The 12,980-nt window shown below is 67.4% G+C and carries 12 protein-coding genes; 5 read left to right on the plus strand and 7 right to left on the minus strand.

The features are described from left to right. Nucleotides 1-8 precede the first annotated feature (8 nt). Both secB and BUB76_RS03680 read right to left on the minus strand, forming a co-directional pair. Nucleotides 9-545 carry a protein-export chaperone SecB gene (secB, locus tag BUB76_RS03675; RefSeq protein WP_073126858.1) on the minus strand — a complete coding sequence of 179 codons (537 nt, stop codon included), beginning with the start codon at nucleotides 543-545 and terminating at the stop codon, nucleotides 9-11. Nucleotides 546-599: 54 nt separating this feature from the next. Continuing rightward, nucleotides 600-1,109, minus strand: a complete 510-nt coding sequence (locus BUB76_RS03680) for an FxsA family protein (RefSeq protein WP_073126860.1) — start codon at nucleotides 1,107-1,109, stop codon at nucleotides 600-602. 115 nt (nucleotides 1,110-1,224) lie between these two features. Here BUB76_RS03680 and BUB76_RS03685 point away from each other — a divergent pair, with 115 nt between their 5' ends. The 3 genes from BUB76_RS03685 to BUB76_RS03695 are packed head-to-tail and all read left to right on the plus strand — an operon-like array spanning nucleotide 1,225 to nucleotide 3,550. Then, nucleotides 1,225-1,893, plus strand: coding sequence for a Tim44/TimA family putative adaptor protein (locus tag BUB76_RS03685; protein WP_073126863.1), 669 nt, complete (start codon nucleotides 1,225-1,227; stop codon nucleotides 1,891-1,893). Continuing rightward, nucleotides 1,893-2,933, plus strand: coding sequence for a murein transglycosylase A (gene mltA, locus BUB76_RS03690; RefSeq protein ID WP_073126865.1), 1,041 nt, complete (start codon nucleotides 1,893-1,895; stop codon nucleotides 2,931-2,933). Before BUB76_RS03685 ends, mltA begins: the two co-directional genes overlap by 1 nt. Continuing rightward, a complete protein-coding gene (locus BUB76_RS03695) occupies nucleotides 2,933-3,550 on the plus strand; it encodes a Smr/MutS family protein (protein ID WP_073126867.1) in 618 nt (205 codons plus the stop codon). The genes mltA and BUB76_RS03695 overlap by 1 nt, the downstream gene beginning before the upstream one ends. Here the strand turns inward: BUB76_RS03695 and BUB76_RS03700 are convergent. The 4 genes from BUB76_RS03700 to BUB76_RS03715 all read right to left on the minus strand — a co-directional run bounded on the left by BUB76_RS03700 (nucleotide 3,509) and on the right by BUB76_RS03715 (nucleotide 10,738). Next, nucleotides 3,509-4,753: an MFS transporter gene (locus BUB76_RS03700; protein ID WP_073126870.1), complete on the minus strand. Its 1,245-nt coding sequence runs from the start codon at nucleotides 4,751-4,753 to the stop codon at nucleotides 3,509-3,511. The genes BUB76_RS03695 and BUB76_RS03700 overlap by 42 nt on opposite strands. A 92-nt stretch (nucleotides 4,754-4,845) precedes the next feature. After that, entirely contained in the window at nucleotides 4,846-6,150 is a 1,305-nt protein-coding gene (gene hslU / locus BUB76_RS03705; RefSeq protein ID WP_073126873.1) for an ATP-dependent protease ATPase subunit HslU, read from the minus strand. Between the two features lie 86 nt (nucleotides 6,151-6,236). Then, complete coding sequence (locus BUB76_RS03710) at nucleotides 6,237-9,395, minus strand: efflux RND transporter permease subunit (RefSeq protein WP_073126875.1); 3,159 nt, start codon at nucleotides 9,393-9,395, stop codon at nucleotides 6,237-6,239. Continuing rightward, entirely contained in the window at nucleotides 9,392-10,738 is a 1,347-nt protein-coding gene (locus tag BUB76_RS03715) for an efflux RND transporter periplasmic adaptor subunit (RefSeq protein ID WP_073126876.1), read from the minus strand. The genes BUB76_RS03710 and BUB76_RS03715 overlap by 4 nt, the downstream gene beginning before the upstream one ends. Before the next feature lie 257 nt (nucleotides 10,739-10,995). Between BUB76_RS03715 and BUB76_RS17875 the strand changes: the two genes are divergently transcribed. Then, nucleotides 10,996-11,163, plus strand: a complete 168-nt coding sequence (locus tag BUB76_RS17875; RefSeq protein ID WP_175481684.1) for a hypothetical protein — start codon at nucleotides 10,996-10,998, stop codon at nucleotides 11,161-11,163. Here BUB76_RS17875 and fliI read toward each other — a convergent pair. After that, the gene (gene fliI, locus BUB76_RS03720; protein ID WP_073126878.1) at nucleotides 11,160-12,509 is read right to left on the minus strand and encodes a flagellar protein export ATPase FliI; all 1,350 of its coding nucleotides are present in this window, start codon (nucleotides 12,507-12,509) and stop codon (nucleotides 11,160-11,162) included. The two genes, BUB76_RS17875 and fliI, sit on opposite strands and share 4 nt — an antisense overlap. A gap of 65 nt (nucleotides 12,510-12,574) precedes the next feature. On the opposite strand from fliI, the gene flgB reads away from it, so the two are divergent. Continuing rightward, nucleotides 12,575-12,979 (plus strand): flagellar basal body rod protein FlgB, encoded by a 405-nt coding sequence (gene flgB / locus BUB76_RS03725; RefSeq protein ID WP_073126880.1) that lies wholly within the window; start codon nucleotides 12,575-12,577, stop codon nucleotides 12,977-12,979. The last annotated feature ends 1 nt before the right edge of the window (nucleotide 12,980 follow it).

Genomic DNA, 12,980 nt, shown 5'->3' on the forward strand with positions numbered 1-12,980 from the left:
GACCGGGTTCAGTTGGCGGGCGTATCCGCGGCCTGCGCCTGTTGTGCGGCCTGACGCTGGGCGATGCCCTGGCGGTAGAGCGCCACGAAATCGATGGGCTCGAGGTTCAGCGCCGGGAAACCGCCGTCGCGGGTGACGTCGGACACGATTCGGCGGATATACGGGAACATCAGCCGCGGGCCTTCGATCAGCAGGAACGGGTGAAGCTGTTCCTCGGGCACGTTCTTCGCCTCGAACACGCCGCCGTATTCCAGCTCCATCAGGAACAGGGTCTCTTCCGAGCCCTTGTTCTTCGACGTGATCTTGAACTTGCCGATGACCTCGTACTGGCCGCTGTCCTCGCCACGCTTCTTCGCGTCGAGGCTGACCTGCACGGACACATCGGGCTTCACCTCGCCCGAGATGGTCTTGGAGACCAGGATGTTCTCGAACGACAGGTCGCGGATGAACTGGCCCAGCGGGCGCAGTTGCGGCTGCGCGGGGGTCTGTCCGTTGGCGTTGTTCTGCGGGGCTGCGGTCGTATCTTGCGGTTCGTTTTCAGCCATGGGGCTCCTCCGAGAAAATTGTCGTGGCTTAGCTAGCAGATGGCTATGAGCGCCTCAATGCCGTGTCCAGCCGGACGGACGGCGGTTCGGATCGGGGTCCTTGATCTCGACTTCCTCGTAGTCGCCTTCGATCACGCCGTCGCGCCGCGGCTGCCCGCCGCGCCGCCGCGGATCCGGCCCGGGGCCCTGCGGGCCGGGGCCTTGGGTGAATTGCCGCACCTCGATCCGGTCCCGCAGAAACCGGAACACGGCGCGTCTGACGGCCGGCACCAGAAGCGAGAACCCCACCGCGTCGGTAAAGAAGCCCGGTGTCAGCATCAGAGCACCGGCGAACAGGATCATGGCGCCCTGCGCCAGCGACTCGGTCGGATCACGCAAGTCGTTGAAAGACCGCCGGATTTCGTTCATCGCCAGCGCGCCTTGCGACCGGACCAGCGCCGTGCCCGCCAGGGCGGTCAGCACGACGATCGCCAGGGTCCAGCCAAGGCCGATAAAGCCACCGATCTGTATGAACAGTGCGATCTCGATCAGCGGAATGCCGACGAACAACGCGAACAACCACATGGCGGGCTCCTTCACAGGCGGGGGGCCGGTGGACTCGACCCTTTCGTGACCCTACATAGGAACTTAACCCGGGGTATGCCATGACGCGCCCCCGAAAACGCGGATTCGAGGTCCCATGAGTTCTGCCGTCATCCAGTTGCTGGTCCTTGCCGGTATCGCGATTTTTCTGATCCTGCGCCTGCGCAATGCGCTCGGCACGCGCGACGGGTTCGAGAACCCACCCCTGACCCGCGAGGAGACCGAGAAGTCTCTCGGCCGCGGTCGTCGTGATTTCGAAGTCATCGAGGGCGGCCCGGACCGGGACATCACCGATCACGTCGAGGAGGGCTCGGAAAGCGCCAAGTCGCTGGCGGGCATGAAGATCGCCGAGCCGGGCTTCAACGTGGGCGAATTTCTTGGTGGCGCACGTGGCGCCTACGAGATGATCCTCGGCGCGTTCGAGAACGGCGACATTTCCGACGTGCGTGGATTTCTCGACCCTGACGTGGCCGAGGCGTTCGACCAGGTCCTGGCCGATCGCAAGGAAAAGGGTCTGACCGTGCAAAGCGAGATCGTGGGCGTCCGCGATGTCGAACTGTACGAAGCGCGGTACGATCGCGACACCAAGGAGGCCGAACTGACCGTTCGTTTCCTGGTCGAGCTGACGGTCGCCGTGCGCGACAGCGCGGGCGAGATCATCGAGGGCGACCCGAACGAGATCAAGCGCCAGCGCGATACTTGGACGTTCGCCCGCACCATGGGCTCGGACGACCCGAACTGGGTGCTGGTCGCGACGGGCGAGTGATGCGGCGGCTCCTGGCCGCGCTATTTCTGACCGTGCCTCTCGTGGGCACGGCTTTCGCGACCGAGCCGCCTCGGCCCGAGCCGACCCATACGATCCTGCGCTTCGATGATCTGAACGGCTGGGCGCAGGACGACCACGGCGCGGCACTGGACGTCTTCCTGAACACCTGCGGCGACATGCGCGACCTGGACTGGCGTGGCCTCTGCCGTGTTGCCGCCGACCAGACCGACGCCCGCCGTTTCTTCGAACTGTTCTTCCGTCCCGTCCTGATCGAGGACGGTGACCCGATGCTGTTCACCGGGTATTACGAGCCCGAGCTGCGCGGCTCGCGCTATCGCGGCGGGCCGTATCAGTACCCGCTCTACCGGGTTCCGGACGAGGGGCGCGAGGGGCTGTGGCTCAGCCGTGCCGAGATCGAGGAGGGCGATCTGCTTGCCGGTCGCGGGCTCGAGATCGCATGGATCGATGACCCGGTGGACGTATTTTTCCTGCAGATCCAGGGGTCGGGCCGCGTGCGGCTGGACGACGGCACCGCGCTGCGCGTGGGATACGGCGGCAAGAACGGGCATGACTACAGGTCCGTGGGCATGGAACTGGTGCGTCGCGGCGAATACGAGCCGCACCAGGTGTCGGCGCAGGTGATCCGAAGCTGGGTGCGCCGCAACGGCGAAGAAGGCCGGCGGCTTCTGCACCACAACCCGTCATACGTGTTCTTCCGTGAAGTGACCGAGGTTCCGGCCGATCGCGGACCGCTGGGCGCGATGAACCGCTCGATCACCAACTTGCGGTCGATCGCGGTCGACCCGGCCTACGTCCCCCTAGGCGCGCCGGTCTGGATCGAGAAGGGCGGGCGGGATCCGCTGAAACGCCTGACCATCGCGCAGGATACCGGGTCGCAGATCAAGGGCGCCCAGCGGGCCGATATCTTCTTCGGCACCGGCGAAGAGGCCGGGCGCCGCGCGGGCCGGGTCAAGGATACGGGCCGCATGATCGTGCTGCTCCCCATCCAGCGGGCGCTCGCGCTGGCCGAGGAATTCTGATGTCCCGCCGCAAAGAACCCCGCCGGCTGCGCCCCGACGAAGAGGCGTTGTGGCAGCAGGTCGCCCGCCAGACCGCGCCCATGCATCCCGACCGGCGGTCCGAACGTCCGGCGCAGCCGGCAACCCCGTCCAGGGCCGGCACGGCCAAGGCACCCGCGCGTCCCCACACCGACCTCAGCGGTTTTCGCATCGGCGGGGCCGTACCGCAGACCGCGGCGCGCCACGACCTGCAACCCGGCCTTTCGGACCAGCTGCGCGCGCAGCCCGTCCGCATGGACGCCAAAGCCTTCGGCCGGATGAAGCGCGGCAAGCTGCGGGTCGAGGCGCGGATCGACCTGCACGGACTGACCCTGGCCGAGGCGCATCCCCGGCTCAATGGCTTCATCCTCGACGCGCACGCGGCGGGCAAGCGGCTGGTGCTGGTCATCACCGGCAAGGGCCGGGATCGCGACACCGACGGCCCGATGCCCATGCGGCGCGGGGCCCTGCGCCACCAGGTGCCGCAATGGCTGGGGCAGGGGGCCTTGCGCAACGCCGTGCTGCAGGTGACCGAGGCGCACCGCGCCCATGGTGGCTCAGGGGCGTTCTACGTGTACCTGCGCCGCCCGGGGAAGTGACCCGGCGGACCGCCCGACCCCAATGGCCACCAGGGCCGCCGCGCCGAGCATGTAGGCCGCGATCCCCAGCATCTGCTGCGGCAGGTCGAGCCCGAGGTCGATGAACGCCCCGGTCAAAGCGGGGCCGATAGCCGTGCCCAGCACCATGATGGCGGTGGCCAGCGCCTTGATCGCGCCCAAGTGCCGCGTGCCATAGAACTCGGCCCAGAAGGCGTTCGGCACGGTGTTGTTCAGACCTTGCGTGAAGCCCATCAGCCCGATGAACACCGCGGCCCAGGGCAGCGACGGCGCGAAGGCCAGCCCGGCGAAGCCAAGGGCCATGGGCAGCACCACGGTCGGCATCAGCCGCGCCGTGCCGATCCGGTCCACGATCCAGCCCGAGCCGAACATGGTCACCGTCGCGCAGGCGGTGAAGATCGGGAACAGCGCGACCAGGCCCACGTGGCTCCAGCCCTTGGCGTCGGCCAGGTGCACCTGGTGAAAGAAGAAGGCGGTGCCGAAGGCGGCGGGCGCCAGAAGGGCAGGGACCATCAGCCAGAACAGGCCATGACGCAGCATCATGGCGCGGGACCAGTGCAGATCGCGCATCCCGAAGCTTTGGTCGTCCATCGCGATGGATTGCGGCGTGCGTTCCAGCCGCAGCAGCGGCAGCAGCACCGGCACGAAGGCCAGCACACCGACGGCGGACCACATCCACAGGTTGCGCCACGGGATGTCCGCCATCAGCGCCACGAAGATCAGCGGCAGGAACGCCTCGCCCAGCGACACGCCCAGCTTGCTGATCGACAGGGCCTTGCCACGGGACATGACGAACCAGCGCGCCATCGCCACCGTCGCCACCAGCGTCGCCATGCCCTGCCCGCAGAAGCGCAGGGCGAACACGGTGAAGACCAGCGCCCACCAGCTTTGCGCCATCGCCATCGACAGGCACGCCACCGCCAGCAGGATCAGGACCAGTGGCCCCAGCACCCGCACCCGGAACGTGTCGGTCAGGATGCCGGTCCAGACCATGACAATGGCCGAGGCCGTGGTGCCGACCGAGTAGAGAAACCCCCAGTCGCCGTTCGACAGCCCGAACTCGTCGCGGATCTGCCCCGCGAAGACCGAGATGAAGAAGGTCTGCCCGAAGGACGAGCAGAAGGTCAGCAACACGCCCACGGTGAGAAAGGGCGCATTCGCGCGAAGGAAATTCAAAAAGCCCATGGCCCGCTATCGCGCCGGACGCGACCAATGGAAAGACCCGAAACGGAGACCCGGGTCAGATTCCGCGCTGCCCGGGCCGGTACACAGAAGACCTACAGCACGTAGCGCGACATGTCGGTCGAGCGGCTGAGTTCGCCCAGGTGGTCCTCGACGAAGGCGGCATCCACCGTGATCTCGGTGCCTGCCTTGTCGGGCGCCTCGAAGGACAGCTCCTCGAAGGTGCGTTCCATCACGGTGTAAAGGCGCCGGGCGCCGATGTTCTCGACCGACTGGTTCACCTCGGCCGCGATGCGGGCGAGGGCGGCGATGCCGTCGTCGGTGAAGGTGATCTTGACCTCTTCGGTGCCCATGAGCGCGGCGTATTGCCGGGTCAGGGCGTTGTCGGTTTCGGTCAGGATGCGGACGAAGTCCTCTTCGGTCAGCGCGCGCAGCTCGACCCGGATGGGCAGGCGGCCCTGCAGTTCGGGCAGCAGGTCGCTGGGCTTGGCCACGTGGAACGCGCCGCTGGCGATGAACAGGATGTGGTCGGTGCGGATTGGCCCGTGCTTGGTCGACACCACCGTGCCCTCGATCAGGGGCAGCAGGTCGCGCTGCACGCCCTCGCGGCTGACCTCGCCGCCGCGGGCGTCCTGCCGGGCGCAGACCTTGTCGATCTCGTCCAGGAAGACGATGCCGTTCTGCTCGACCGCCTCGACCGCGGCCTTGGTGACGGTCTCGTCGTCCAGCAGCTTGTCGGCCTCGTCGCTGAGCAGCAGGTCATAGCTGTCGGCGACGGTGACGCGCTTGCGGACCGTGCGGCCCTGGAAGGCTTTGCCGAACAGATCGCCCAGGTTCATCATGTTGCCGCCGGGCTGCATGCCGGGGATGTCCATGCCGCCCATGGGGTTCGACGTGTCGCTGACCTCGATATCGATCTCGGTGGCGTCCAGCTCACCGGCGCGCAGCTTCTTGCGGAACATCTCGCGCGTGGACTCGCGCGCATTCTCGCCGGCAAGGGCCTCGATCACGCGATCCTCGGCCCGGGCCTCGGCGGTGGATTTCACCTCGTCACGCATGTGATCGCGGGTCATGGTGATGGACTGTTCCACCAGGTCACGGATGATCTGCTCCACGTCCCGGCCGACATAGCCGACCTCGGTGAACTTTGTCGCTTCGACCTTCAGGAACGGCGCGCGCGCCAGCTTGGCCAGGCGGCGGCTGATCTCGGTCTTGCCGACGCCGGTGGGTCCGATCATCAGGATATTCTTGGGATAGACCTCGGCCTGCATCTCGGGCGCCAGCTGCTTGCGGCGCCAGCGGTTGCGCAGAGCCACCGAGACCGCGCGCTTGGCGTCCTTCTGGCCGATGATGAAGCGGTCGAGCTCGGAGACGATTTCGCGGGGGGTCAGGTCGGTCATGCGCGGTCCAGTGCCGTTGAGTGTTGCGCATACCTAGTCATCGGCACGCACCGTGCAACCGGCATGGCGACCGGTTGCACCATGGCTCAGGCCCGGCGAACGCTGTCGGGCGCGTTCTCCAGCGCGTCCTCGTCGGCCTTTTCGCGGCCCCAGAACACCCCGCGCTTGCCTTCGCCGGCCCGTTCGAGCAGCGCGTAAAGCGCCGGGATGATCAGGATCCCCAGGAAGGTCGCCGCTGCCATGCCGCCCAGCGCGGCGGTCCCGATGGCATTGCGCGCCGCGGCGCCCGCACCGGTGGCGAGGACCAGTGGCACCATGCCGAAGACGAAGGCCAGCGCCGTCATCATCACCGCGCGATAGCGTTGCCGCGCGCCGAGGATCGCGGCCTCGGTGATGGGCATGCCTTCCTTGTGCCGGGCCGAGGCGAATTCGACGATCAGGATCGCGTTTTTCGCCGCCAGCCCGACAAGCATCACCATGCCGATCTGGGCGTACAGGTTCGCGGTGAACCCGGTCAGCAGCAGCGTCACTGTGGCGCCGGCCATTGCGACCATGACCGAAAGCATGACGGCCAGCGGTTGCAGCCAGTTCTCGAACTGCGCCACGAGGAAGAGGTAGGCGAAGATGAAGGCCAGCACGAAGGCATAGACCGCCGCGTTGCCGGCCTGCTGCTGCTGGTAGGACGCGCCCGAGAACTGGTAGCTGTAGCCATCGGGCAGCTCGGCCTCGGCCACCTCGACCAGCGCCTGCAGCGCCTCGCCCGACGATGCCCCCTGGGCGGGGTTGCCGCTGATCGACGCGGTGGTGAACAGGTTGAAGCGCGGCAGGATGTATGGCCCGAACTCAGTCCGCAGGGTCGCGATGTCGCTGATCGACACGTTGTCGCCCGCCGCGTTCTGGACGTAGAGCGAGGTGATATCCTCGGGCTCGGACCGGAAGGGCGCGTCGGCCTGGATCCGCACCTGGTAGACGCGGCCCTCGTAGATGAACTGGTTCACGAACCCGGTGCCAAGGGTCTGTCCCAGCGTGGAATAGACATCCGCCACGCTCAGCCCCAGCTGCGCCGCGCGGTCCGCGTTCACGTCGACGAAGATGCGCGGCACGTCGGCCGAGAACGTCGTGCGCACGCCGCCGATCTCGGGGCGCTGGTTGGCCGCCTGCACGAAGGAACGCGCGACCTGCGCGACCTCTTCGGCGGGCTGGCCCTCGGTCGCGAGGACCTCGAAGCTCAGGCCGCCGACGCTGCCGGTGCCGGGGATCGCGGGGGGCGGGAAGGCGGCGATCTGCACGCCGGGGATCGTCTGGAACTGCGCGTTCAGCTGCCCCAGGATCGGGAACAGGTCGCGCCGCGTGCCCCATGGCTTGAGTGTCGCGATGGCGATGCCCACCGAGGACCGCGACCCGCCGAGAAAGCTGAAGCCCGCCACCTGGATGACCGAGTCCACGCCGTCGGTGTCCAGGATGATGTCGCCGATCTCGCGCATCGTCTCGGTCGTGCGTTGCAGGGACGCGCCGTCGGGCAGGGACACGTCCACGAAGATGGCCCCCTGGTCCTCGGACGGGACCAGTTCCGTCGGCAGCGAGGTATAGGCCCAGCCGGCCACGGCGATGGCCGCGCCCAGCGCCGCCAGGGTCAGGATGCCCTTCGTCACGAAGAACTCGACCACCCGCGCGTATCCGTTGCGGGCCTTGTCCAGTCCCCAGTTGAACGGCTTGAAGACCGCCCAGGGCTTGCCCGTGCTTTGCAGAAGCCACCCGCACAGCGCCGGGGTCAGCGTCAGCGCCACCAGTGACGACAGCAGGACCGAGATCGACAGCGTCAGCCCGAATTGCCGGTAAAGCTGCCCCGACAGGCCCGGCAGCAGTGTCGTGGGCAGGAACACGGCCAGCAGGACCAGGGTGGTCGAAATGATGGGCCCCGTGATCTCGCCCATGGCCTTGGTCACCGCCGCCCGGCCGGTCAGGTCGGATTCCTCCATGATGCGGCGGGCGTTCTCGACCACGAGGATGGCGTCGTCCACCACCAGCCCGATGGCGAGGATCAGCGCCAGGAGCGTGATGACGTTGATCGAGAACCCGATGGCCAGCAGCAGCGCGAAGGTCCCGATCAGCGACACGGGAATGGCGATCAGTGGGATGATCGTGGAGCGGAATCCCTGCAGGAACACGAACACCACGACCACGATGATCCCCGCCGTCAGCAGCAGGGTCTTCAGGATCTCCTCGATCGTGATCCGGACATAGTCGGTCGTGTCATAGATGACCTCGTAGCTCAGCCCCTCGGGAAACGAATCCTGAAGCCGGTCGAGCTCACCCTGCACCTGCTCCATCGTGTTCAGGGCATTGGCGCCCGGGGCCTGGTTCACCTGCACGGTCAGGCTCGGCCGCTCGTTCAGGAACGAATTGCTGGAGTAGTCCTGCGACCCGAGCTCGATCCGGGCCACGTCGCGCAGCCGCACGATGCCGCCGTTTTCGCCCGATCGCAGGATCACGTCCTCGAACTGCGCGGGGTCCGAGAACCGGCCACTGGACGTCACGGTATAGACCAGCGCCTGTCCGTCCACGGCGGGCGCGGCGCCCACCTGGCCCAGCGCGGCGGCCAGGTTCTGGCTGCGCACGGCATTGGTGATGTCGGCGGGCGACAGGCCCAGCGCGCTCATCTTGCCGGGGTCGGTCCAGATCCGCAGCGCGTAGTTCGACGGCCCCAGCACCGACGCATTGCCCACGCCGTTGATCCGTTGCAGCGCGGTGGTGACGTTGGTCGAGACGTAGCTGGCCGCGTCGATCAGGCTCAGGTCACTCTCGGCGTCCACGGGGAAGGCCACGGCGGCCAGGAAGTTCGGGCTTTGCGTGGTCACCGTCACCCCCTGGTCGACCACCGAGGTCGGCAGCTGCGGCGTGGCCAGCTGCACGCGGTTGCTGACATTGACCTGCGCGATGTCGGGGTCGGTGCCGATCTCGAAGGTGATCGACAGCGAATAGGTCCCCTGGTTCGAGGACGAGGATGACATGTAGATCATCCCGTCCACCCCGTTGATCGCCCGCTCCAGCGGGGCGCCGACGGTTTCGGCCAGCACGGTGCTGTCGGCGCCGGGGTAGGCGGCGCTGACCTGCACGGTCGGGGGCGAGATGTTTGGGTACTGCGTGATCGGCAGCGCGAAGATCGAGATGCCGCCCGCGATGACCAGCACGAGGCTGATGACCGCGGACAGCCGCGGCCGGTCGATGAACAGCTTCGAAATCATTGCCCCGGGGCCCCGTCCGTGCCCGTGCCCCGGCGCGGATCGACCGTCGCGCCGTCCTGCAGCCGCATGGAGCCGCGGGTGATGACCCGTTCGCCACCCTCGAGACCCGATGTCACCGCGACCATGCCGGGCATGCGGGCCGCAGCGGTTTCGATCGGCAGGCGCGTCACTGTGTCGTCGTCGCGCACCACCCAGACGGCCTGCCCATCGCGACCCAACTGCACCGCGGCCTGCGGGATCACGGGCAGCTCGGGCGGATCGGCCTCGGTCACCCTCAGCGTCACGTTCTGGTTCGGCAGAAGCAGGCCGTCGGGATTGGGAAACTCCACCCGCACCTCGACCGTGCCCGTCTGCGGATCGACGCTGTTGCCGACGAAGGACAGCGACCCGGCGGCATCGTACGGCGATCCGTCGGGCAGGATCAGGTTGAGATCGTATTCAGAGATATCAGGCGTGTCGTCCCCGGCAGAGGGGGACCCGGCTTCCGCGCTGGCATCGTCGCTGTCTGCCTGAGCTTGATCACTGATCGGGGCGGTGTCGCCCTGACCGATGCCCAGCCGCTGCCACGCGATCAATCGGTTCTCGCCCAACGCGAAGACCCCCCAGATCGGGTCCATCTGGATCAGGTCGGCCAGCGGTCCCTCGGCCGCGTTGACATAGTTGCCGCGCGTCTCGAACGGCTCGGACATGCGGCCGTCGATGGGCGCCTCGATCGAAGTGTAGTCCAGATCCAGCTGCGCCTGCCGCACCGCCGCCTCGGCCTGCAAAAGCGTGCCGCGCGCCTGCTCGAACGCGGCCTGGCTTTCGTCCAGCACCGCCTCGGCGACGGTGCCGGATTCGCGTAAGCCGCGATCCCGTTCCAGGCTGCGTTCGGCGTTTTCCAATCGCGCCTGTGCCGCTGCACGCTGCGCCTCGGCCGATTGCAGCGCCGCGTCGTATTGCGCGGTGTCGATCTGGAACAGAAGGTCGCCCTCGGCCACGTCCTGTCCGCCCTGGAAGGCGACCTCGTCGATGAAACCGGGCACGCGCGCCTGGACCGAGACGCGCTCGATCGGCTCGATCCGGCCCAGGAACTCGAACACCTCGCCGACCGATCTCTGCTCGGCCACCTCGAAGACCACGGCGGGGGGCGCCTGCTGGCCCTGGCCTTGCTGCTGGCCTTGGGCCTGCGCCTCGATCCCGAAGAGCTCGCCGATGAAGGCGGGAACCGGGACCTCGCCGACGAGCGGCAGCTCGATGGACGGGCCGGAGGCGGACGATTGGTCCTGCTCCTGGGCGGGAACGGCGAATGCGGTGGCGATCAGCCCGGTCAGGGCTGCGGCCGAGAAAAGTCTGGAAGTCACGGGGACGGATCCTGGCGGCAGGTGCGGTTGCCCAGTGATCTAAGCGGGGCCGTGCCTTTGTCGAAAAAAACGTCCCGGCGGGAACCGGCCTGCACGCTTCGCAACCCCGCGCCGATTGGCGGTCCGGGATTACTCCGGAACAGTGATTGAAATCTTTTTCTTTTCGCGGTCGAGCCGAAGATTTGCCGGGACCGTCCGCGATGGTACATCATGGCCGAAGAAATTGGCTGGACGAGCTTCTAGTGAAAGCCGGACCGATGCGTCCCAACCAGCCGCCCCTGAACACGCTGCCCAACCACAGTATCGACTGGCTTTGCCTTGCGATACTGGTGCTGGCCTTGATCTACGCCGTCGCACAACTGTTCGTGACCGGCCAGTCGAACAGCGAACCCGACTACTTCGCGGCCGCCGTGTCGGTGGCTTAGCGGCCGGGATCCAGGCTGATCCCGCTGCTGTCCAACAGACCGGCCATCAACGCGAACGTATCCTCGTCACCGGGCACGTCATGCGGCCCCTGGGTCAGGAACGGATCGACCCGCGCGGCCAGCTCGATCGCGTGGTCGAGATCGGGATTGCTGCCCGGCTTGTAGGCCCCGATCCGCACCAGTTCGGCCATGTCCTCGTAGCTCGCCAGCGCGGCGTGCGCGGCGCGGCGCACCGCGTTCTGCGCGTCGGTATGCGCAGCGGGCAGGGTCCGCGACACCGATGTCAGCACGTCGATGGCCGGATATCGTCCCTTTTCCGCGATGGCGCGGTCCAGAACGACGTGCCCGTCGGTGATCCCGCGGACCGCATCGGCGATGGGGTCGGACATGTCGTCGCCGTCCACCAGCACGGTGAAGATCGCGGTGATATCACCCGCGTCGCCCGACCCGGGGCCGGCCCGTTCCAGAAGCTGCGGCAGTTCCGAAAACACCGTGGGCGGATAGCCCTTGGTCGTCGGGGGCTCGCGGCTGGCAAGACCGATCTCGCGCTGGGCCATGGCGAAGCGGGTGACGCTGTCCATCAGCAACAGCACGTGCTTGCCGCGGTCGCGGAAATGCTCGGCCACCGCCATGGCGGTCCACGCGGCCTGGCGGCGGGACAGGGGCGCCTCGTCACCGGTGGACACCACCAGCACCGACCGCGCCAGTCCTTCTTCGCCCAGGTCACGGGTGATGAAATCCTGCACCTCGCGGCCGCGTTCGCCCACCAGCGCCATGACCACGACATCGGCCTCGGTCTCGCGCGCGATCATCGCCATCAGGGTCGATTTACCGACCCCCGAGCCCGCGAAGATGCCGATGCGCTGCCCTTGGCAAAGCGGCGCGAAGATATCGAGCGCACGGATGCCGGTGCGCAGTTTCGGCCCTATGCGGCGGCGGGCGAAGGCATTTGGCGGCTCGGCACGGGTGGGGCGGGACCGCGGCCCTTCGTGCAGGTGGCCCTTGCCGTCGATAGGCTGCCCGGCGGCATTGATGACCCGGCCCACCCAGCGGTCATCGGGGCGGATCGCGTCGCTGACCGGATCGACCTCGACCGTGTCGCCCGCGCTGACCCCCTGCCACGACCCGAAGGGCAGAAGCTCGGTTCCGCGCGGGCCGATGCCCACGACCTCGGCCCGGACGGCGCCACGACGGCCGCGCACGATGCAGCGCGCGCCGATGCCCACCGCGCGCTCGATCCCCGTGGCGGTCAGGCTGATGCCGGTGATCGACGCCACCTCGCCGCTGATCCGCGCTTCGCCGGCGTTGCGCGCAAAGCTCGTCAGTTCCGAGAAAGTCGTGCTCATGAATAACTCCTAGACCGACGAGGCTATCCATGGCATCTAAAGGATAGATACAGGATAAAATCAAGATGAGCATCACCGATCTATCCTTTTTCAACTTGGCGTCCGACCGGCTGAGCTGGCTTTCGGCGCGCCAGAAGGTGACGGCGGAGAACATCGCCAACGCCAACACCCCCGATTACCGCGCCAAGGACGTCAGCGGCTTCGCCGAGATGTTGCAGGGCAGCCGCACCGGCTCCGTGCGACTGGCCACGACGGACCCGCGCCACATCACTGGATCGGGCGGGCCCGCGAACACGAGCGTCCGCGAGGGCACCGACCGCGCATCGGTGATCCGCACCATCGACGGCAACGGCGTGGACCTGGAAGACCAGGCCATCCGGGCGGCCGAGATCGCCGACCAGCACCGGCTGGCGACCGAGCTCTACCGCAAGGGGTTCGAGATGCTGTCGATGTCGGTGAGAAAGAGGTAAC

The sequence above is a fragment of the Palleronia salina genome, from assembly GCF_900141995.1.
GTDB lineage: Bacteria > Pseudomonadota > Alphaproteobacteria > Rhodobacterales > Rhodobacteraceae > Palleronia > Palleronia salina.

What these genes read in the sequence shown, in the direction of transcription:
- secB (WP_073126858.1), bottom strand. Translation starts at nt 545, where the DNA reads ATGGCTGAAAACGAACCGCAAGATACGACCGCAGCCCCGCAGAACAAC.
- BUB76_RS03680 (WP_073126860.1), bottom strand. Translation starts at nt 1,109, where the DNA reads ATGTGGTTGTTCGCGTTGTTCGTCGGCATTCCGCTGATCGAGATCGCA.
- BUB76_RS03685 (WP_073126863.1), top strand. Translation starts at nt 1,225, where the DNA reads ATGAGTTCTGCCGTCATCCAGTTGCTGGTCCTTGCCGGTATCGCGATT.
- mltA (WP_073126865.1), top strand. Translation starts at nt 1,893, where the DNA reads ATGCGGCGGCTCCTGGCCGCGCTATTTCTGACCGTGCCTCTCGTGGGC.
- BUB76_RS03695 (WP_073126867.1), top strand. Translation starts at nt 2,933, where the DNA reads ATGTCCCGCCGCAAAGAACCCCGCCGGCTGCGCCCCGACGAAGAGGCG.
- BUB76_RS03700 (WP_073126870.1), bottom strand. Translation starts at nt 4,753, where the DNA reads ATGGGCTTTTTGAATTTCCTTCGCGCGAATGCGCCCTTTCTCACCGTG.
- hslU (WP_073126873.1), bottom strand. Translation starts at nt 6,150, where the DNA reads ATGACCGACCTGACCCCCCGCGAAATCGTCTCCGAGCTCGACCGCTTC.
- BUB76_RS03710 (WP_073126875.1), bottom strand. Translation starts at nt 9,395, where the DNA reads ATGATTTCGAAGCTGTTCATCGACCGGCCGCGGCTGTCCGCGGTCATC.
- BUB76_RS17875 (WP_175481684.1), top strand. Translation starts at nt 10,996, where the DNA reads ATGCGTCCCAACCAGCCGCCCCTGAACACGCTGCCCAACCACAGTATC.
- fliI (WP_073126878.1), bottom strand. Translation starts at nt 12,509, where the DNA reads ATGAGCACGACTTTCTCGGAACTGACGAGCTTTGCGCGCAACGCCGGC.
- flgB (WP_073126880.1), top strand. Translation starts at nt 12,575, where the DNA reads ATGAGCATCACCGATCTATCCTTTTTCAACTTGGCGTCCGACCGGCTG.